Annotated in this window: 18 protein-coding genes and 1 pseudogene; 8 read left to right on the plus strand and 11 right to left on the minus strand. The window is 64.3% G+C overall.

What is annotated here, in order from left to right; translation table 11 throughout:
• Positions 1–15 precede the first annotated feature (15 nt).
• The 4 genes from AKN84_RS28480 to AKN84_RS49380 all read right to left on the minus strand — a co-directional run bounded on the left by AKN84_RS28480 (position 16) and on the right by AKN84_RS49380 (position 4,853).
• Positions 16–513, minus strand: a complete 498-nt coding sequence (locus tag AKN84_RS28480) for a TlpA family protein disulfide reductase (RefSeq protein ID WP_050423859.1) — start codon at positions 511–513, stop codon at positions 16–18.
• Positions 510–1,736, minus strand: a complete 1,227-nt coding sequence (locus AKN84_RS28485) for a sialidase family protein (protein ID WP_430649941.1) — start codon at positions 1,734–1,736, stop codon at positions 510–512. Before AKN84_RS28485 ends, AKN84_RS28480 begins: the two co-directional genes overlap by 4 nt.
• Positions 1,737–1,747: 11 nt before the next feature.
• The gene (locus AKN84_RS28490) at positions 1,748–4,108 is read right to left on the minus strand and encodes a TonB-dependent receptor family protein (RefSeq protein WP_244485554.1); all 2,361 of its coding nucleotides are present in this window, start codon (positions 4,106–4,108) and stop codon (positions 1,748–1,750) included.
• 124 nt (positions 4,109–4,232) lie between these two features.
• A complete protein-coding gene (locus AKN84_RS49380; protein ID WP_244485550.1) occupies positions 4,233–4,853 on the minus strand; it encodes a DUF2946 domain-containing protein in 621 nt (206 codons plus the stop codon).
• 209 nt (positions 4,854–5,062) lie between these two features.
• On the opposite strand from AKN84_RS49380, the gene AKN84_RS28500 reads away from it, so the two are divergent.
• From AKN84_RS28500 to AKN84_RS28525, 6 genes and pseudogenes are all read left to right on the plus strand, one after another.
• The gene (locus AKN84_RS28500) at positions 5,063–5,488 is read left to right on the plus strand and encodes a globin (RefSeq protein WP_050423861.1); all 426 of its coding nucleotides are present in this window, start codon (positions 5,063–5,065) and stop codon (positions 5,486–5,488) included.
• Between the two features lie 88 nt (positions 5,489–5,576).
• Positions 5,577–6,608, plus strand: coding sequence for a sugar ABC transporter substrate-binding protein (locus AKN84_RS28505; protein WP_050423862.1), 1,032 nt, complete (start codon positions 5,577–5,579; stop codon positions 6,606–6,608).
• A gap of 9 nt (positions 6,609–6,617) precedes the next feature.
• Positions 6,618–8,119 (plus strand): annotated as a pseudogene (locus AKN84_RS28510) (sugar ABC transporter ATP-binding protein).
• Positions 8,120–8,131: 12 nt separating this feature from the next.
• Positions 8,132–9,166 carry an ABC transporter permease gene (locus tag AKN84_RS28515; protein WP_050423891.1) on the plus strand — a complete coding sequence of 345 codons (1,035 nt, stop codon included), beginning with the start codon at positions 8,132–8,134 and terminating at the stop codon, positions 9,164–9,166.
• Positions 9,167–9,422: 256 nt separating this feature from the next.
• Positions 9,423–11,141, plus strand: a complete 1,719-nt coding sequence (locus AKN84_RS28520; RefSeq protein ID WP_050423863.1) for a SulP family inorganic anion transporter — start codon at positions 9,423–9,425, stop codon at positions 11,139–11,141.
• A complete protein-coding gene (locus AKN84_RS28525; protein WP_244485552.1) occupies positions 11,138–11,524 on the plus strand; it encodes a hypothetical protein in 387 nt (128 codons plus the stop codon). The genes AKN84_RS28520 and AKN84_RS28525 overlap by 4 nt, the downstream gene beginning before the upstream one ends.
• Before the next feature lie 41 nt (positions 11,525–11,565).
• On the opposite strand, the gene mtnK is transcribed toward AKN84_RS28525, so the two are convergent.
• Positions 11,566–12,873 (minus strand): S-methyl-5-thioribose kinase, encoded by a 1,308-nt coding sequence (mtnK, locus tag AKN84_RS28530; RefSeq protein ID WP_050423864.1) that lies wholly within the window; start codon positions 12,871–12,873, stop codon positions 11,566–11,568.
• Between the two features lie 718 nt (positions 12,874–13,591).
• On the opposite strand from mtnK, the gene AKN84_RS28535 reads away from it, so the two are divergent.
• Positions 13,592–13,831, plus strand: a complete 240-nt coding sequence (locus AKN84_RS28535; RefSeq protein ID WP_050423893.1) for a PilZ domain-containing protein — start codon at positions 13,592–13,594, stop codon at positions 13,829–13,831.
• Positions 13,832–13,879: 48 nt separating this feature from the next.
• Here the strand turns inward: AKN84_RS28535 and AKN84_RS28540 are convergent, their stop codons facing one another.
• Both AKN84_RS28540 and AKN84_RS50075 read right to left on the minus strand, forming a co-directional pair.
• On the minus strand, positions 13,880–14,251 hold the full coding sequence (locus tag AKN84_RS28540; protein WP_050423865.1) for a hypothetical protein: 372 nt from the start codon (positions 14,249–14,251) through the stop codon (positions 13,880–13,882).
• A gap of 25 nt (positions 14,252–14,276) precedes the next feature.
• The gene (locus tag AKN84_RS50075; RefSeq protein WP_283805546.1) at positions 14,277–14,411 is read right to left on the minus strand and encodes a hypothetical protein; all 135 of its coding nucleotides are present in this window, start codon (positions 14,409–14,411) and stop codon (positions 14,277–14,279) included.
• Positions 14,412–14,590: 179 nt separating this feature from the next.
• Here AKN84_RS50075 and AKN84_RS28545 point away from each other — a divergent pair, with 179 nt between their 5' ends.
• Positions 14,591–15,205: a hypothetical protein gene (locus AKN84_RS28545; protein ID WP_128971249.1), complete on the plus strand. Its 615-nt coding sequence runs from the start codon at positions 14,591–14,593 to the stop codon at positions 15,203–15,205.
• Between the two features lie 55 nt (positions 15,206–15,260).
• On the opposite strand, the gene AKN84_RS28550 is transcribed toward AKN84_RS28545, so the two are convergent.
• Genes AKN84_RS28550 through AKN84_RS28565 form a run of 4 tightly spaced genes read right to left on the minus strand, consistent with a single transcriptional unit; the run spans position 15,261 to position 18,476 of the window.
• Positions 15,261–15,545 carry a DUF1467 family protein gene (locus AKN84_RS28550; protein ID WP_050423867.1) on the minus strand — a complete coding sequence of 95 codons (285 nt, stop codon included), beginning with the start codon at positions 15,543–15,545 and terminating at the stop codon, positions 15,261–15,263.
• A gap of 6 nt (positions 15,546–15,551) precedes the next feature.
• Positions 15,552–15,956, minus strand: coding sequence for a methylmalonyl-CoA epimerase (gene mce / locus AKN84_RS28555; protein WP_050423868.1), 405 nt, complete (start codon positions 15,954–15,956; stop codon positions 15,552–15,554).
• Between the two features lie 43 nt (positions 15,957–15,999).
• Complete coding sequence (locus tag AKN84_RS28560) at positions 16,000–17,670, minus strand: ribonuclease J (protein ID WP_050423869.1); 1,671 nt, start codon at positions 17,668–17,670, stop codon at positions 16,000–16,002.
• Positions 17,670–18,476: a biotin--[acetyl-CoA-carboxylase] ligase gene (locus tag AKN84_RS28565; protein ID WP_050423870.1), complete on the minus strand. Its 807-nt coding sequence runs from the start codon at positions 18,474–18,476 to the stop codon at positions 17,670–17,672. The genes AKN84_RS28560 and AKN84_RS28565 overlap by 1 nt, the downstream gene beginning before the upstream one ends.
• Between the last annotated feature and the right edge of the window lie 41 nt (positions 18,477–18,517).

The following is an 18,517-nucleotide window of genomic DNA, read 5'->3' on the forward strand; positions in this document are numbered from 1 at the left end:
GTTGAAGTCGTGGTGTTATCGGGTTGCTGCGGCCTGGGCGTCAGACCATTTGTTCAAATCGGCGATTTCGGCCGATCCTTCGATTGTCGTGATTGTGCCGTCCCGGGCGATCAGCATGGTTCGCGGGATATCGCCCTGCCAAGCCGGATCAATCTCAAATCTCAATCGTTCGGCAAAACCATCGCCGAAAATCCAGTTCTCCGCTGATGCGAGCCCCGCGTTATCCAGCATCGATCGCGTTGCCTCCGGCAGGTTTGGAACCAAATCCGCGCTGATCGTCACGACGTCGATACCAGGATGATCCTTCATGAACCGGCCGAGCTGCGGCAGCTCGACCTTGCATGGTCCGCAAGTCACGCCCCAGAAATGCACCAGGGTCGGATGGCCGGCATGCGCATGCAGCAGCTTTTGCCAGCTGCCGCGTTCGAACGGCTTGGGCGCGCCCTCGCCTGCCGCGAGTGCGGACGGCAGCGTTGCGAGCAGGATCAGAACAGCGAGAAAACGGCGTTTCATGGTTCGCCCTCGATCACCTGAAAATGGTAGCCCTCCGCCTTCGTCATCCACGACAGGTAGGTTTGCCGCCCGTCTGTCACGAGCAACGGGTGGTCGGAGCTGTCTGTCGTATCCGCGGCAACAGTGGGTTTCGACCAGGTCGCTCCGTCGTCGTGCGATGTCATCAGATTGATCGACGTCTTTTGCCCATCGAATTCCTTCCAGGCCATCACGAGTCCCTGCGGGCCCGCGATCACCTGCGGCCGTGACGGGCTTCGGCTCGGCTCGCCAATCGGAAGCGGATCGGAGAAGGTTTTGCCGCCATCGCGCGACCGTGCGTAGAACAGCCCCTTGCGCGCCTTGCCGTTGGTGTACCAGGTCACATGATAGGTACCTTCGGGCGAAATGGTCAGGCTGGGACCGTGATGCGGACATGCCGCGATCTGCCAATCGTCGCGGCTCACGCGATGCAACTCGCCTGATGTGGCCAGGTCGGTGAACGTCACGATCGCATGGTCGCGTACACCGCCGTCGAAGATGTTGCGGAACACCACCACGGGATGGCCTGCGCCATCGAACGCCAAAGCGAGACGGCAACACTCGCAGGTGTTGTCGGCCGCCATCCGCGCATCGGAATAGGTCGCGCCATTGTCGTTCGACGAAGCGAAGAACAATCCGGCGCCATCATATTTCTCGCCGCGCTGCTGCGCCGGCACACGATTGCGCTTGTCGAGCCAGACCGCGAACACGGCGCCGGCAGGATCGAAGCCGATCGCCTCGAACCTCTGGCTCTCGTTGTTTGCGGTGATCGGCTTCGGGGGATCGAAGCTGCGTCCGCCATCGGTCGAACGCGTGGTCAGCACCTGGCCGTTGAAGGCCTGATCGCGGAAGATCGAGAAGGCCAGCGCGATGTCTCCCTTGGCATCGATCGCAAGCTTCGGCCGCGCGTCCGGCCCCCAATCCAGGTTGAGCCGGTCCCGCGTCACCTGCACCGGCGCGGAAAAGCTCTTGCCCTGATTCTTCGAGCTCGCGACGGAAATCTGACCTCCGGCCATCCACGCCAGCCAGAGCGTCCCGTCCGGCGCGAAGGCCGGAGTGACCTTGCTCGCGCAACGCAGGACGGTCTCCTCGCACGCCGCTTCCGAAGCGTGCTGATGGCTCATCTGCGCCTTGCAGAGGTTCGGAAAGGCCGCGAGCATGGCTGCAGCGAGCAGTATCCGAGCCGCAGGTTTGCGAGAGATCATCGATGCGCTCCTCATTTGAACGCAATCTTCATGCCCGCGACAAACGCCCGCGGCGAACCGGCATAAATCGAGTTGGGGTTGTTCGCCAGTATGCTCGCAGGATTTTGAACGCCTGCCACTGTCACCGAGTTGGCAATATTGTTCGCGGAGGCGATGTAGGTTCGATCGAACACATTCCGCACCTCGAGATACAGATTCAGCGACTTGAAATAGTCGGAGATCAGATCCGTCGTGTAGTGAACGTTGAGATTGACCAGCTCGTAACCCGGCGCACGCAGCAGATTGGCGTTGTCCATGTAGAAGCCATCCTTCCACTGGACCTCGACGAACCCGCCAAGCCCCTGGAACGGACCCGACAACTGGTCGTAGCCCAACCGCGTTGTGAGCTCGTTCGGCGAAATGCCGGGGATCTTGTTGCCGGCGCGATTGAAGCTGAAGACCGCGCCATTGGTGATGTTCTCGACATATTCTGTGTAGACCTCGTCGAGATAGGTATAGGCAGCCGAGAACCGCCAGCCCGGCAGGAACTTCCAGTCGGCGGCCAGCTCGACACCGCGATGCTCCGACCGCGGCGCGTTGAAGGTGTAAGAGACACCCGCGAGTGGTGTTGCCTGGGAGACCAGCTCGTCCTTGAAGAACTCGTAGAACCCGGTGACGCTGACCTTGACCGCGTTGTTGGGCGTCCAATCCGCTCCGAGGTCGTAACCGAGATTCTTTTGCGTCCGCAGCTGGGTGTTATTGCCGGACGCACCGCTCGGCAGGATGAAGAGATTGCTCACTTGCGGAGTGCCATAACCGGTTGCCACTCGCCCGCGCAGTTGCCACTCGCTGTTCAGGCGATAGAGCAGCGCGAGTTCGGGCGCCGTGTTCTGGAATTGCCGGTCCGCCGTCGTGATGGCCGTGGTAGTCGCCCCGGCCGCGCCGGTATAGGTATAGCCGGTGTTTCGCCCCGTGAGATTGGTGGTCTCCCAACCAATGCCGGCGACAGCCGTCAAGTCAGACGTGAGCTTCAGTTCCTCGCGCGCGCGAAGGCCGTAATTCGTCGTCGTGCTGAACAGGTTGCTGGACAGGCTGCCGAGCGTCGCATTCCCGCCCGGCATCACGTTGCGCGTATCGCTCGAGGCCGTGAGCGTGTTGTAGAAGCCACCAAAATAGGCCGTCGAATCCATCCCGAAGATATCGCCGCGCCTGACGATATCGCTCATGTAGTTGTAGGACGGGAAATCGCCGATCGCGCTCGTCGATCCCGTCGGCTGGCTGATGTTGCGATCGTCGAACACAAACTGGTTGCGCCAGGTGGTCTGGTTGTCGAAATCGTGCTCCCAGCGACCGCCAACGATGGTGCGGCGGTCGTCGCGCCCGAGGCCCGCCTGGACCGCGGTCTCCTTGTCGGTGCCTGCCGCCGAATTGAAACCGTTGTTGAACAGGGTCACGGTTCCGCATCCCGGCGCGGCGGTGGCTCCGGTCGTGCAGCCCTGCTGGAACGGGTTCTGGTTGAACTGGTTGAGCGACGAGCGGATCGGCAGGCGTGTCGTCAGGTCGTTGTTGATCAGCTTGAACGTGAAACGGTCGTCCGGTGTCGCCTGAAGCGTGCCGAGGAAGTTGACGGTCTGGGTGTTGAACCAGCTGTTGCCGATGTAACCATCGCCGCGGGTGTCGCTCGCGAACAGCGCCCCCTCGAAATTGCCGATCTTCTTGCCTGCGGCCAGATAGTTGTTGAGATAGCCGAAGCTGCCGCCATCGACGCCATATTCGACGCCGTCGATCGTGCCGCCCGGCCGGGTCCGGAAATTCAGCGCACCGCCGGTCGCGTAATTGCCGTAGAGCGCCGATGACGGGCCGCGGACCACGTCGATCGCGCCATAGGCATGCGGATCGATCAGATCGCTACGCGACAGACCGTCCGGCTGGGTGACCGGGAACCCGTCATCGAAGATGACGAGGTTGCGGATGCCGAAGCCATTACGGGCATTCGAGCCGCGGATCGAGATCCCGAAGTCACGCGGACCATTGCCCTGCTTGATCGAGATGCCCGGACTGTCCCGCAGCACATCGGCGACGGAGAACGACGGCCGGTTGTCGAACTGGCTGCGGTCGATGGTAGTCTGCGTCTGGCCGGCCGGCGCCTGGTTCAGACCGTTCCGGGCCGCTGCAGCGGTCTCTCCCGGCCTCGCGGCGCGTGTTGTATCCGCGGCCACCGTCGGTGCCGCGCGCGGCTTGGGCGGTCGCCGGACCGATGCCGCGCGAACGCGGGGCTTCTGCGCAACCGGCTTGGTTCGCGCCGCCGTCTGCGGCGCCTCGACCGTGACGGAGGGCAGTGTCGTCTGGGCCTTCGCCCAACAATTGATCGTGGAAAGGGCCGCACCGAGCATCAGCGCACTTGCCCTGCCCCGCGGTTGAAACCGAAACATGGATGAATCCTGACAACCGGCTCTCTGGCCGGCTTGCTCAAGGGCACTCGCCGGCGCGGGACGCGCACCGGCAGCAACAATCTCGTCAGGAAAACAGCGGCGGCGCGCGGGCCTGCGCGGCAAGGTGTGCCCGCGAACGATCGAACTCGCTGGCGAAATCGAGCCAGACGATCCGGCTTGGCACGCGCGGGGCGGCCTGCGCTGCGACTTGCGGGTTATCAACGGGCGCACCGGTCTGCAGCACGCTGCACGCCGAGCAGCAGCCGTCATGGGCGTCATGACCGGTCTGGTCACCCTGCCCGCCGCCTGAGCCGGCATCGCCGTGGCAGATGGTCGCCACCGCGAGCGGATCGGACGCGGCAAGGCTCGCCGCCCAGCAGGCCCCGATCGGCGCAAAAATCTGCACCAGCAGGGCAATCAGGACTATGGGCAAAAAATTCTTCAGCCGCCGGCGCATCGCAAAACCCATCCGGGACGGAACTAACCACCAAGGGCGTCGAAAGTCGAGATCGCGGACACACCCGGCTTCTTCCAGCCGACGGAATTTGCTCAACGTGACGTTGGCGCTGCGACTGCCTCGCAATTGGTCGTATCTCCTTACCCCGTCACGGGTTTTCACACGAATGTCACAACCGGCGGTGGCACTATCCCAATCATTTCGCAAACTGCTCGAAATTTGAACAATCGTTGCCGAAAATGATGACAAGGCTGGAAAGATAGTCTACCAATTCGGGCGCAGGTCAGCCGCGAGGTGTGTCCTGGTGGTCCAAGTCTCGGGAGGAGCCCGACGCGCACAAGCAGCGTCACCCCATCAATCAAGATCAAATCGAATTTTTGGGGCAAATAGGGTCGACACAATTTTTGGAGCAGGGCTTGGAGCCCTGCTCTTTTTTTGTGTGATGATCGCATCAAGCAATGACCTCATCATCGAATCCAATCGAACGTAGTTTCGAACTCGCGGCAGCAGCTTGCGATGATCTGACGCCGCACGTGTACCAACGGTTGTTTCGCGAGCATCCCGAGGCGCAGACGATGTTTCGCACTGAAGGCAGCGAGCCGGTGAAGGGCTCGATGCTGGCGTTGACCATCGAAGCCATCCTCGATTTCGCGGGCAAACGCCGCGGACATTTTCGCCTGATCGAATCGGAGGTGTTCTCGCACGACGCCTACGGAACGCCGCGCGAACTGTTCGTCGCTTTCTTTGCGGTGATTAGGGACTGCCTGCTCGACATTCTCGGCGAGCAATGGTCGCAAGAGATCGATGCTGCGTGGCACAAGCTGCTCCGCGACATCGAGGCCATCGTGCTGCAGCAGACACATCTCGTGGACGCGAAGGCGTAGCGTCACCGTTCCGATTGTGACACACTCCCTTTATCCGCGGCGCGTGCAACTGACGCCGACGGTCAGAAAAACGAAGAGGGAGCAAACAATGCCAGGCACCGACAAGGGGATGGACAAGGCGTCGACGACGCGGCGCGACCTTCTGCAAATGGCGGCGGCAGGCGGAGCCGGCCTGCTCGGCGGAATGGGCGTGACGACGGCGGCGCTCGCAGCCGAAATGGGACGTTCGGAAAAGCCGCTGAAGGCCGCATTCTCCAACGCCGGACTGCAGGCGACGTGGTGCGCACAGGGCAAGCAGGCCGCCGAGTTCTGGGGCAAGCTGTTCAACGTCGAGGTCACCTGGTTCGACGGCCAGCTCGACGCCGTCAAGCAGCGCGCCGCGATCGACAACATGGCCTCGCAGAAATGGGACTTCGTCGCGATCCAGGCATTCGGCATCGGCACGCTGACCCAGCCGGTGCAGAAAATGATCGACGCCGGGACCCCCGTGATCGACATGGACACGCTGATTGCTCCTCTCGATCAGATCAATGTCCATTCGTTCCTCGCGCCCGACAACGAGTTCATGGGCGCCTCGGTGACGCAGGCGCTGTGCAACGCGATCGGCGGCAAGGGCAAGGTCATCATGACCCAGGGCGCGCTCGGCCACACCGGCGCACAGGGCCGCGCCAAGGGCTTCAACTCGGTCGTGAAGCAGTTCCCGAACATCGAGGTGCTGGACACCCAGCCCGCCGACTGGGACGTCTCCAAGACTGCCCGGCTCTGGGAAACCTATCTGACGAAGTATTCGCAGATCGACGCGGCGTTCTTCCATAACGACGACATGGCGCTCGCGGCCTACAACATCATGAAGGCGCGCAACCGCACCAACATCCTGATCGGCGGCGTCGACGCCATGCCGCCGGCGATCCAGGCGGTCAGCGAGGGCCGCATGTTCGCGACCGTCCGCAATCCGTCCTGCCGCATCCATGGCGGCGCGATCGTCGCTGGCGTCGCCGCCGTTGTCGGTGGCGAGAAGAGCGGCCAGGGCATTCCGAAGAACGTCGTGACCGACGGTCCCGTCGTGACCAAGGCCAATGCCGCCGGCATGCAATGGATGGAGGATCACTTCCTGATCTGAGCGGGCCTCATGTCGCAGGGACGCTCCCCGATCCTCGAGTTGAACCAGATCACGAAGGCCTTCGGCGGCGTCGAAGCCCTTCGTGGGGTCGACTTCGCGCTGCACGCCGGCGAGATCCATGGTCTCGTCGGCGAGAACGGCGCCGGGAAAAGCACGCTGATGAAGATCATCGCCGGCGTGCACCCGGAATTCTCCGGCCGCTTCATGCTCGACGGCAAGGAGACCCGCTTCCGCTCCACTCGCGACGCCCATGCTGCCGGCATCGGCATGGTGCATCAGGAGCTCAGCGTCGCGCCTGATCTCACCGTCGCCGAGAACGTCTTCCTCGGCAATCAGCCGACCAACCGCCTCGGCTTCGTGCAATGGCGGCGGATGGCACGCGAGGCCGGCGAGCAGCTGTCCCGGTTCGGCATCGACGTCGATCCGATGACGCGACTCGGCGACCTGCCGATCGGCTTGCAGCAGCTGATCGAGATCGCCCGCGTGCTGTTCTCCGGCGCGCGCATCATCATCCTGGACGAGCCGACCTCGGCCCTCTCTCCGCCCGAGGTCGAACGCCTGTTCGCGACCTTGCAAAAGCTTCGGGACGAAGGCACCAGCATCGTCTTCATCTCGCATTTCATCGAGGACATCCTGCGGGTCTCCGACGTCGTGACCGTGTTCCGCAACGGCCGCAAGATCGCCGAGACCGCGTCCGCCGACACCACCAAGGGCGCGCTGATCGAGGCCATGATCGGCCGCGGCGGCGAGGCACTGGAGCACAGCTATACCGACGACCTGATGCTCCCGCAATCGGGCACCGGCCCGGCGGTGCTGAAGGTCGATCAGCTCTCGCTTCGCCGCAGCCTGCAAGACGTCTCGTTCGAGGCCCGCGCGGGCGAGGTGCTCGGCATCTATGGCTTCATGGGCTGCGGGCAGTTGGAGCTGTCGCGCATCCTGTTCGGCAAGCTGCGGCCCGACGGCGGCACGCTTGCGGTCGACGGCACCGCGAGGACCTTCCGCAGCACGGCCGCCGCGCGGCGGGCCGGCGTCGCGCTGGTGCCGGAGAGCCGGCGCGCGATGCTGTTCCACCAGGAGCCGGTCTACAAGAACATCTCGATCAGCGTCCTCGAGCGGATCTCGGCGGTGCTGCTCAAGCCGGTGCGCGAGCGCGCCATCGCCCAGCGCCAGGTCGAGCAGTTGCAGATCAGGCCGCCGGTGGTCGGCCTCGATCTCGGCATGCTCTCCGGCGGCAACCAGCAGAAGGTGGCGCTGGCGAAATGGCTGACCTACCCACCGCGCCTGCTGGTGCTGTGCGAGCCGACCCGCGGCATGGATGTCGGCGCCAAGAACGACGTGATCAACATCGTGCGGGACCTCCGCGCCAAGGGACTGGCGATCATCGTGCTCTCGACCGAGCCGGAGACGGTGCTGTCGCTGGCCGACCGTATTTTGGTGCTGAAGCGCGGCGCGTGGTGCGCGAATTCGCTGGCGAGGCGGTCAGCAAGGATCGGCTGCTAGAGGCGGCCTAATGGAGTAGCATGATGGCAAGCAGTGACAGCGCGACAGCGCCAGCGGATCACAAGCGGCCGCGCGGGCTGGCGTCCTTCCTGCGCTCGCAGATGCGGAACATCGCGCCGTTCCTGACGCTGATCTTCCTCAGCGCCTTCTTCGCGATCGCGAGCCCGTCGTTTGCGACCATCGACAATGTCGGCAACATCCTGACCCAGGTGTCGGTCACCGGCATCATCGCGGTCGGCCTCACCTTCGTGATCCTGTGCGCCGAGATCGATCTGTCGATCGCCAGCATCGCCAATGTCACCGGCATCGCTGTCGCTTATTTCACGCTGCAGGAATCCTACGTCAACATCGCCAACGTCCCGATGCCGGGGATCGTCGCGATCCTGCTGGCGCTGGCGCTGTGCGCGCTGCTCGGCCTCGTCAACGCGCTGGGGCTGACCATGATCGGCATCCCCTCCTTCATCATGACGCTCGCCATGATGCAGATCGCGGCCGGCGTCTCGGCGCTGCTGGTGCGCGGCCAGATCGCCTACAAGGTGCCGGACCTGATCACGACGCTTGGCTCGGGCTCGATCGGCGGCATCCCCTGGATCGTGATCGTCGCGGCGGTGATGCTGCTCGGCGGGCACCTGATGCTGACCTACACGCGGTTCGGCCGCTACGTCTACATGGTCGGCGGCAACCGCGAAGCGGCGGAATTCGCCGGCCTCAACGTCAAGCTCATCCTCGGCAGCGTGATGGTGATCTCGGCGGTCTGCTCGGGGATCGGCGGCATGCTCGGCGTCGCGCATTTCGGGAGCGCGCAGCAGAACGAGTTCGACACGTATCTCCTGGATTCGATCGCGGCCGTGGTGGTCGGCGGCACCAGCCTGTTCGGCGGCCGCGGCGGCATCGGCAACACCATCGTCGGCCTGTTCGTGCTCGGCGTGCTCAACAACGGCCTCGACCACGTCAACATCGACAGCTTCCTGAAGATCCTGATCCGCGGCCTGATCCTGCTCGCGGCGCTGATCATCAACGTCTACGCGCAGCGGCTGCGGGAGCAAGCGGCAGACTGAGGACACCAGAGTCATCGCGAGAAGCGACAGCCGCAATCAGGTTCTCGGTGTCCCCCCCCCCCGCGAAGGCGGGTAATATTTCTGCTGCTGGGGCTTGCGCGGTCGGACAAGCCAGTGCCAGGGCCGTCGGTTCAAGAGGCCCTGAAGCTAGCCAAGCCGATCGCCGTGGAGGTCGGATGCGAGCCACTGGCGGACATTGGCCCGCGCAGCTAGACTTGCGGCTTGCGCCCCAGCGCACCTCTACCCTTGATCCGGCATGACTGACCGTCTGACGCGTATTGCACCCGGATTGATAAAGCTCTTGTCCTACAGTTTTGCCGATGACTTTCGGCACGATCTGTTGGCAGGAATCTCCGTTGCCGCAGTGGCCTTGCCGGTTGCGATCGCCTACGCGCAGCTGGCAGGCTTCGATCCGGTGGTGGGCTTATATTCGAGCATTCTGCCGATGGTCGCGTACGCCATCTTCGGCACTTCGCGGCAAATGATCGTGAATCCCGATGCAGCCGTTTGCGCTATGGTCGCTGCCGCAGTCGCTCCGCTGGCGGGCGGCAATGTCGAACTGTACTGGTCACTGTCGGTCGCAGTTGCGTTTCTGGCAGGCATATTCTGCATTGCAGCGAGTTTCATGCGGCTCGGCGCGCTGGCGGAATTTCTCTCCAAGCCAATCCTTGTTGGACTTTTGAACGGGGTCGCAATCTCCATTTGCCTGGGGCAAATCGGCAAGCTGTTTGGCTTTTCCATCGAATCCAAAAGGATCATTCCGCAACTATTCGAAATCTTCGCCAAGCTTCCTCAGACGCAGGTTCCGACGTTGATCGTAGGAGCGGCAAGCTTGGCGATATTGTTTGGGCTGGCGCGCTGGGTGCCGCGACTTCCGACTGCACCAATCATTTTGATCGCCGCCGGCGCCGCGGTCGCACTGTTCGGGTTGGACCGTCACGGAGTAGCGATTCTGGGACCGGTTCCTGGAGGTCTGCCGCCGCTGCGATTGCCTAGATTTCCGACGGCCGACATACCATCGCTGCTCGGCAGCGCCGCCGGCCTGGCTCTCGTGCTGTTTTCGAGTGGCATGTTGACGGCGCGCAGCTTTGCGTCGAAGGGCGGCTACGAGATCGACGCTGACCGCGAGTTGGCGGCATTTGGAGCGGCTAATCTCGCCTCCGCCCTATCTCAGGGGTTCGCCGTGACCGGCGCAGACTCGCGCACGGCGGTGGCCGCGGCTGCTGGCGGTCGCACCCAGGTGACGGGACTGGTGGCTGCTGCGACGATCGCCGCTGTGCTGCTGTTCTTGACCGGGCCAATGCGGTATGTGCCGATTGCTGCGTTGGGCGCATTGCTCGTGTTCGCTTCGCTTTCGCTGTTTGATACGCGAACGCTGCGCGAAATCTGGAGCATTGATCGGGGCGAGGTCGTCCTCGCCGTGGTCACCACGCTGGGAGTCGTTGCGCTGGGCGCCATCAACGGGATCCTTATCGCGGTCGGATTGGCTCTGATCCGCTTCGTCAAATTGACCGCGCGGCCCAGGGACGAAATCCTGGGAGCGGTCGACGGACTTCCCGGTCTGCATTCGATCGAGCGGCATCCAAACGCCAGGACGTTTCCAGGTCTCGTACTCTACCGCTTCGATGGCCCGCTTACCTTCTTCAATTCCGATTACTTCAAGACACGGGCGCTTGCGGCAGCTGAAGCCGCGGGCCCGGAACTTCGATGGTTCGTGATTGATGCAATACCAGTGAGCCAGATCGACACGACCGGGCTGTATGCACTTCGCGACTTGCGGGAACGGCTCGAAGCGCGCGGTGCGTCCCTGATGCTAGCTGGGCGCAAGGCCGAGTTGCTCGAGTGGTTTCGGGAAGCCGGTCTCTATCGGCCGGAGCATGAAACATGGATCCTGCCGACACTACGCCAGGCCCTGAAAGCCTATCTGCGAGCGGCGCAACCCATCGCGCCGCCCCCTAACCAGGACGATCTGTGAACGTGACGGCACATCGGGAGACAGGCAGGAGGTTCGGCAGGACAATCGCCGTTGCAGTCGGACTTGCTCTCAGCCAGGCCGCGGTAGCAGCACCGCCCGATAACCCCAATCCCGCGCTTGCCCCATGGTTTGAGAGCCTGAAGCAACCGGGCACCGGTGCGTCGTGCTGCTCGATCGCGGATTGCCGAACGGTCGAGTTCCGGCAGGACCGGGACGGCTACGAGGTGTTGATCGATAGTCGCTGGAAGCTGTCGTCTCCATTTTGGCTGCGGGTCCCGCCGAACAGGATCATCAACAGAACCGACAACCCGACGAACCGCGCCGTGGTCTGTTTCACGCCTGAGGCCGGCATTCTCTGTTTCGTGCGTCCGGCCGAAAGCTAGTCCATGCCGCTGCGGCTGACACGACTATCGGTAGTTCCCGTTCATCTGGCAAAATCCGGCTGCCAGTGGCGCAACTCGCGCGCGGCGTAAGTGACCGCGCCGATCGTTGTGTAGGACGGCGCCTCAAGCATCATGTTGCGCGCGAGCTTGAGGCTGCGCGCCTCGCAGATCGCGCGCAGCTTCTCGTCCGCGATCCACTCGAAATCGATGTTGTGCGCGAGGCCGAGGATGCGCCGGATGGTCTTGGCCGCGGCGAAACCGACCGTGTCCTGGAATAGCCGCGCCATGTAGGCCTGCCGTTCCGCCTCCAGCCGCGCGGCACCCGCCTCGCTGTCGAACAGCGACACCGGATAACCGTCTCCCCTCGCCTCGTTTCGCCACAGCTCAAGGAATTTTCGAGAAAACCCGCTCCAGACGCCCTCGATGGTTTCCAGAAGCCAGGCCTCGAACGAGGCGCGCTCGCCTTGTGCGCGCTCGTGGCCGGCGGAGGCCAGATAGGCCATCAGCAGGTTGCCGATCACGGCGCCGATATCGAAACCCATCGGGCCGAAGAAGGCGAATTCGGGATCAATCACCCTGGTCTCGGTTTCGGTGACCATGATCGAGCCGGTGTGCAGGTCGCCGTGCAGCAGCGCCTCCGGGCTCGCCATGAACTTCAGCTTCAGCCTGGAGATCGCGACATGGAGGTCGAGGTCCTCGCGGAACGCCGCCGCGGTCGCGTCGAGATACGGCGCGGTCCAGCGGTTCTGCTCGGCGATCCGGTACGGATCGGTGAAGATCAGGTCCTCGGTGATCTTGCAGAGCGCATGGTTGCCGGCAAACGCCGCGATCCCGTCCTTCTTCTCTGCCGCCGACGATGCGAGATCGGACGACAAGAACAGCGTCTGCGCCAGGAAGGTCGAGATATCCTCGACAAAGCGCGGATAGCGCGTGGCGCCGATCAGCCCCTTGCGCATGATGATGTGCGGCTCGAGCAGTTCCATCGCGGTGAGCGCAAGCGGCGCGTCGTGATGCAGCACCGCCGGCACCAGCCTTGGCGCCAGCCGCGCCTGATGCACCAGCGCCAGATGTTCGTAGTGCGCCCGCGACAGCGGCAGCGGCCAGCTCTCTCCGACCAGCCGCACGTAGGGCAGCGCCTGCTTGACGGCGATACCGCCGCTCCTGCCCTTGACGATGAAGACGAGGTTGAGATTGCCGTCGCCGACCTCGCTGATCGACCAGTCGGCCGGCGCGCCGCCGAGTTGGGTCACGATGGCCGGAAGCCCCGCGAGATAGTCCCGCAGATCGGCCTCGCGCAGGATTCGATATTGACTGGCCTCGGTGGAGCCCGGTTGCGCCTGCAGGTTCATGATGGCCCCTCCTTCGATTGCCTCGGGGCAAGGTTGATCCTCGCTCCCGTTCCAGGATGTTCGCGCCGATGGCGGCCTTTCACCTGGCTGGATCATAGTTGCAGCAAATGCGGGCGGCGACCAGCGCATAGCTCGCGATGACGGTGTCCCCGTCGGGTCCGAGCAGGATCAAGCCGATCGTCGCGGATCGCTTGCCACCGTCCATTTCAGGACAAACAGCCGCCACTTATTTCTGAAACTTGATGTCAATGTTTCCTGCAGTCCGCAGGGGATGGGATTTGCGTCCCGTCAAGCTGGATGTAACCTGCCGCTATCGAAACTTGTCGATCCGCGGCACAGGCATCGACCGCTAGCAGTTCGCACGATGACCGACGACACCGAGACCATTTCACTGCGCCACACCATGGTCGACGGCGTCCAGCAGGACGACGACTACGAGGTGATCTGGCGCGGCCTCCCGGTGGGGAGGATCATGCGGCAGCATGACAGCCGGCAATGGTGGTGGGGCTGCAACGTCTATGGCCGGCCGCCGACAAACGGCGACAGAGGTCCTGCGATCGATTTCAGGGACGGTCAGGTCCGCTTCAAGCTTGCCTGGGGGCGGCTCAGGCCGACCCTGACCGACGAGGAGATCGCCGTCGCGACACGCCACGCGGAAGGACTGCAGAAGCAAACGGCCGGACAAGCCGCGGCGGCCAAGGCGGATGTGGTTCAGGTGATGCAAAACAGCCGCGGGGCACTCCGGCATCGCGTGCTCAAGTCCGGCACCATCGAATTCAACGGCGGCGCCATCGACTGCGTGATCCGAAACATCTCGGAGACCGGCGCAGCGCTCGAGGTCACCAGCCCGGTCGGCATCCCCGAGACCTTCAACCTGGTGCTTCCCGGCGATCACACCACACGTCAATGCCGGGTCGCCTGGCGCAGGGAGCGCCGGATCGGGGTCAGGTTCACGTAGTCCTCGGGCCGGGGAAACTGTTCCCGCATGCCGCTTCGCTCATGTAGGTTACTTCGCAACTCGGCCTGCAGGTTCAGCCATGTTCGTCGCCGTGTTCTCGATCTTCGCCGCCAGTCGCAAGGATCCGCTTGTCGACATGGTCGAGCGCGTGCACGCCGGCTTCCTTGCCGCCGGTTTGGGTGAGCCGACGGTACGGTTCAGACTGTCCGATCCCCCGCTCAGCGCCGAGATCGCGGCCGTGCAAGCCGTTGCGGGGACGAAGCGCGTTTCAAGCATCGCCAGGGTGCTGAAGCGCTGGCCCGAATTGGAGCGCTTCGCGCGCACAACCGGCTCGGTTGGTCCCGGCAGGGCGGAAGTCCGCGCGATGTCGAACGTGACCGAGGCCGGCGCCATCGAGGCGGTCGACTTCGCGATCCTCAAGGAGATCGCAGCAGGCGTCCCGAAGTCATTTCCATGCCACGCCATCGACCTGCACTTCTCGGTGCCCGCCTTTTCGGATGGCCCGCAGCTGCCCGCTACGCCCGACCTTCAGACTCTTCGCGGCCTGATGCACGCCGGCGTCGACATCGGCGCCGGACATCCGACCTCGCCCGGCATCAGCGTGCACGACAAGTGGTGGGTGAACGGGCGGCAGCGGTCGGTCGCCGCGCTGCGCATCGTCGAAGCCGATCCGCAGGCGAAGAAATTGCCGGAGCCGCCGGCCGATGTCGCAGCCCTGCTTGCGCCTGCGGCAAGGTGCGAAAGACGGTGCAGGTGCCGATGGTCGCGGCCCCCGCCGCTGCGGCGCCGGCTGCCGCCCCACTTCCCGGCGGCTTACCTCAGCCGGTGGATGATGCCATCCGCACGGTCGTGCGTGAGCATCGGGCGGGGATGCGCGAGCTGCTCGAGACCCTTCCGCACGATCTGCCCCATCAGATCGAGAGCGTGGCTGCGACGGCCTCCGGCGAGAGCCCGGGCGCCGGCCCCAAGAAGCCCGATCTGGTTCGCGCCTTTGCGCCGCTCGGCTACGATTGCCGCGGCGAGAGCGGATCATTCCGGCTGCATCGGCGCACGCCGGGCAATCTCACCGTCAGGCTTCAGGTCGATGTCGGCAGCTGGGGCAGTTCGGTCACCGCCTTCATGCAGGTGATCGGCATGGTGAACGGGCATGCCTTCAAGGCGACGCTGCCGCTCCATGCCTCGCGCCGCGCGGTCCGCGGCGACGTGAGAGGGGTCGAGTTGCCGAGCCAATTCCCGATCGGCGACGCCCAGCGATGGCGGCAAATAACCGACAATCTGGCAACGCTCGTCGTAGCGCTTGATCGCAGCTTCGTGCCTGAGATCGAGGCGATCTCCGGCCCCTCGCCCGAGTGGTTCCGGCCGGAGCAGACCTGAGTTCGGCGCTCACCCGTCAGCACGACACGCCGCTCATGCGGGCGACTTGGCTGCCTCAGTTATGAAACTCCGGCATCCCCATCAGTTTCGACAGCCGCTCGATCGAGAGATAGCCGGAATAATACGCCCACATCGCGATCGCGAAGATCACCGCCGAGATCAGCGTGGTCCACGACAGCTTGCGGCCCATCCGTGCCAGGATCGGCGCGCCGGGGTCGGTGCCGGGCGCACCGACGCCGTCCTCGTGCTGGCTGCGCACACCGAACGGCAGCGTCAGGAACAGCACGAGCCACCAAAGGACAAAGTAGATCGCAAGCCCGGTGGTGATTTGGTACGCCATATGGCCTCAGGCCTGTTCGATCTCGACCAAGGCACCGGAAAAGTCCTTGGGGTGGAAGAACAGCACCGGCTTGCCGTGCGCGCCGATCTTCGGCTGGCCGTCGCCCAGCACCCGGGCGCCCTCGGCGATCATGCGGTCACGCGCCGCGATGATGTCGGGCACGTCGTAGCAGACATGGTGGATGCCGCCGTCGGCGTTGCGCTCGACAAATTTTGCGATCGGCGAGGCCTCGCCGAGCGGCTCGATGAACTCGATCTTGGTGTTCGGCAGCGTCACGAACACGGTGATGACGCCATGCTCCGGCAGCGGCACCGCGGCGGAAATCTCGGCGTTGAAGGCGGTGCCGTAGATCTTGGCGGCCTGCTTGGCGTCCTTGACCGCGATGGCGACGTGATTGAGCCGGCCCAGCATCTCTTTCTCCCTTGTGTCGTTGCGCGCGTTTCGAAACCGCGCGTCAAACCGTCAGTACGTGCACGACGCAGATCGGCTTCTTGCCCCATTGCTCGTTCAATGCCGCCCGCACCGCGCGGCGCACCGATTCCCCGAGCGCGTCCGGATCACGCCGCCGCGGCTTCGGCAAACCCTCGATCGTCGAGACCACCACGTCGAACACGATGTCGTCGAGCAGTTCGCCGGCCGCATTGTTCTCCGGCATGCCGACGAGATCAACCTCGGGATCGTCGACCATTTCGCCCTGCTGGGTCATCGCGATGGCGACGAAGGCGCAGCCGGCAAAGCCCATCCGCCGCCGCTCGACCACCGCGCGCGACTTGGAATCCTCCAGGATGGTGCCGTCCTTGTAGAGCCGGCCCGCTGGCACTTCGCCGATGATGCCGGGCTCGCCGGGCCCGAGCTTGACCAGGTCGCCATTGCGGCAGGTCAGGACCTTGGGGACGCCTGCGGCACGCGCCAGCTTGGCGTGCTCGGCAAGATGCAGCGCCTCGCCGTGCACCGGTATCAGGAGCTGCGGCCGCACCCAGGAGATCATGTCGCGCAGCTCGTCGCGGCGCGGATGGCCGGAGACGTGCACCAGATGCTCGCGGTCGGTGATGATCTCGACGCCCTGCGTCACCAGCCCGTTGATGATGCCGCCGACCGCCTTCTCGTTGCCGGGAATGGTGCGGGAGGAGAAGATCACGGTGTCGCCCTTGTTCAGGGTCACCAGCGGATGATCGTTGTTGGCGATCCGGGCCAGCGCGGCGCGGGGTTCGCCCTGGCTGCCGGTGCAGAGCGCCAGCACCTTGTCAGGCGGGAAATGTCCGTAATAGTCGGTGCTGCGGAATTTGTGCGAGCCGTCGAGATAGCCGCATTCACGCGCAACCTGCACCACGCGCTCCATCGCGCGGCCGACCACCACGACCTCGCGATCGGCGGCGTTGGCAGCATCCGCTACCGCCCTCACCCGAGCGACGTTGGAGGCGAAGGTCGTGACCGCGACCCGGCCCTTGGCCGCCTTGACCAGCTTCTTGATCGTGGCGGCAACCTCGGTCTCGGAGGGCGAGCGCCCGTCGCGCACCGCGTTGGTGGAATCGCCGACCAGCGCCAGCACGCCTTCGTCGCCGAGTTCGCGCAGCCGCCGCTCGTCGGTCGGCTGGCCAATGATGGGGGTCGGGTCGATCTTCCAGTCCCCAGTGTGCAGCACGGTGCCGATATCGGTCTTGATCGCCAGCGCGTGCGATTCCGGAATCGAATGCGCGACCGGGATGAACTCGACATTGAAGGGGCCGATATCGACCCGGCCGCCCGACGGGATCACGGTGACCGGGATTTTTGGCGGATTGCGCTCGGCGGCGCATTTGGCCTCGAACAGCGCCGCAGAGAACTGCGTCGCGTAGATCTTGCAGCCGAGTTTCGGCCAGAGGTCGATGATCGCGCCGAAATGGTCCTCATGGGCGTGCGTCAGCACGAGGCCCATCAGGTTGTTGCGCTCCTTCTCCAGGAAGCGGACATCAGGCATGATCAGGTCGATGCCGGGCAGATGCTCCTCGTCGCCGAAGGAGACGCCGAGATCGACCGCGAGGAAGGAGCGCTGGTGGCGGTTGCCGAGGCCGTAGATCGACAAATTCATGCCGATCTCGCCGACGCCGCCGAGCGGTGCAAAGGTGAGCTCGTCGGGTCGCGCCATCAGTTCGCCCTCGCCGAGGCTGCGGTGCCGAAATAGACCTCACCGGCCGTCACGGGCATGCGCTGTCCATCGGCAGTGCGGACGATCAGGCAGCCGGTATCATCGATCGTATCAAAGATGCCTTCGAGGGTCGCCGAGCCGGTCTGGACCGCGACCTTGTCGCCGAGCCCGGCAGCACGCTCCAGCCACAGCCTGCGGATCTCAGGAAAGCCGCGGCCATCGTCCCAGATGCCGCGAAACTCGACCCAGGCGTCGGACAACGCGGTGAACAGCTCCTCCGCGCCGATCTGGATGCCGAGTGCGGCGAGCGAAACCGCCGGCGTCGGCGTTCCCTCGGGCGCGGCGATGACGTTGGTGCCGATGCCGACGACGACCGCCAGCCGGTTTCCGATGGCCTCAGCTTCAAGCAGGATGCCCGACAGCTTCTTGTCGTTGGCGAGCACGTCGTTCGGCCATTTCAGGGTGAACTTCGGGCTGTCAGGCCCGAGCCGCAGCGCCGCCTCGATGCCGACTTTCTGCAGCGCGGCTTCGAGCGACAGCCCGGCGGCAAAGCCGAGCGTTGCCGCGACGGCCGGCTGGACGTCGGTCACTTCGAGGATGCTGCTGGCAAGATTGCCGCGCGGTGCGACCCAGACCCGCTGGCGCCGGCCACGGCCGGCGGTCTGCTCCGGCGTCACGAACCACATCGGCCCCTGCTCGCCGTCACGGGCGCGCAGCATCGCCTCGGCATTGGTCGAGCCGATCTGGTCGAAGGCGGCGAGCTTGGTGCCCGCCGCGATGGCCCGGGGTCCGAGCGTGAAGGTCATATCGAATCTATGCGCATGATCCGTTCCGAAAGCCAGCGTCC

The sequence above is a fragment of the Bradyrhizobium tropiciagri genome (assembly GCF_001189845.1).
In the GTDB taxonomy this organism is placed as follows: domain Bacteria; phylum Pseudomonadota; class Alphaproteobacteria; order Rhizobiales; family Xanthobacteraceae; genus Bradyrhizobium; species Bradyrhizobium tropiciagri.

What these genes read in the sequence shown, in the direction of transcription:
- AKN84_RS28565 (WP_050423870.1), bottom strand. Translation starts at nt 18,476, where the DNA reads ATGACCTTCACGCTCGGACCCCGGGCCATCGCGGCGGGCACCAAGCTC.
- AKN84_RS28560 (WP_050423869.1), bottom strand. Translation starts at nt 17,670, where the DNA reads ATGGCGCGACCCGACGAGCTCACCTTTGCACCGCTCGGCGGCGTCGGC.
- AKN84_RS28490 (WP_244485554.1), bottom strand. Translation starts at nt 4,108, where the DNA reads ATGCTCGGTGCGGCCCTTTCCACGATCAATTGTTGGGCGAAGGCCCAG.
- AKN84_RS28515 (WP_050423891.1), top strand. Translation starts at nt 8,132, where the DNA reads ATGGCAAGCAGTGACAGCGCGACAGCGCCAGCGGATCACAAGCGGCCG.
- AKN84_RS28535 (WP_050423893.1), top strand. Translation starts at nt 13,592, where the DNA reads ATGCAAAACAGCCGCGGGGCACTCCGGCATCGCGTGCTCAAGTCCGGC.
- mce (WP_050423868.1), bottom strand. Translation starts at nt 15,956, where the DNA reads ATGCTGGGCCGGCTCAATCACGTCGCCATCGCGGTCAAGGACGCCAAG.
- AKN84_RS50075 (WP_283805546.1), bottom strand. Translation starts at nt 14,411, where the DNA reads ATGTCCGGCGCCGATGTCGACGCCGGCGTGCATCAGGCCGCGAAGAGT.
- AKN84_RS28550 (WP_050423867.1), bottom strand. Translation starts at nt 15,545, where the DNA reads ATGGCGTACCAAATCACCACCGGGCTTGCGATCTACTTTGTCCTTTGG.
- AKN84_RS28500 (WP_050423861.1), top strand. Translation starts at nt 5,063, where the DNA reads ATGACCTCATCATCGAATCCAATCGAACGTAGTTTCGAACTCGCGGCA.
- AKN84_RS28505 (WP_050423862.1), top strand. Translation starts at nt 5,577, where the DNA reads ATGCCAGGCACCGACAAGGGGATGGACAAGGCGTCGACGACGCGGCGC.
- AKN84_RS28545 (WP_128971249.1), top strand. Translation starts at nt 14,591, where the DNA reads ATGGTCGCGGCCCCCGCCGCTGCGGCGCCGGCTGCCGCCCCACTTCCC.
- AKN84_RS28485 (WP_430649941.1), bottom strand. Translation starts at nt 1,736, where the DNA reads ATGATCTCTCGCAAACCTGCGGCTCGGATACTGCTCGCTGCAGCCATG.
- AKN84_RS28480 (WP_050423859.1), bottom strand. Translation starts at nt 513, where the DNA reads ATGAAACGCCGTTTTCTCGCTGTTCTGATCCTGCTCGCAACGCTGCCG.
- mtnK (WP_050423864.1), bottom strand. Translation starts at nt 12,873, where the DNA reads ATGAACCTGCAGGCGCAACCGGGCTCCACCGAGGCCAGTCAATATCGA.
- AKN84_RS28520 (WP_050423863.1), top strand. Translation starts at nt 9,423, where the DNA reads ATGACTGACCGTCTGACGCGTATTGCACCCGGATTGATAAAGCTCTTG.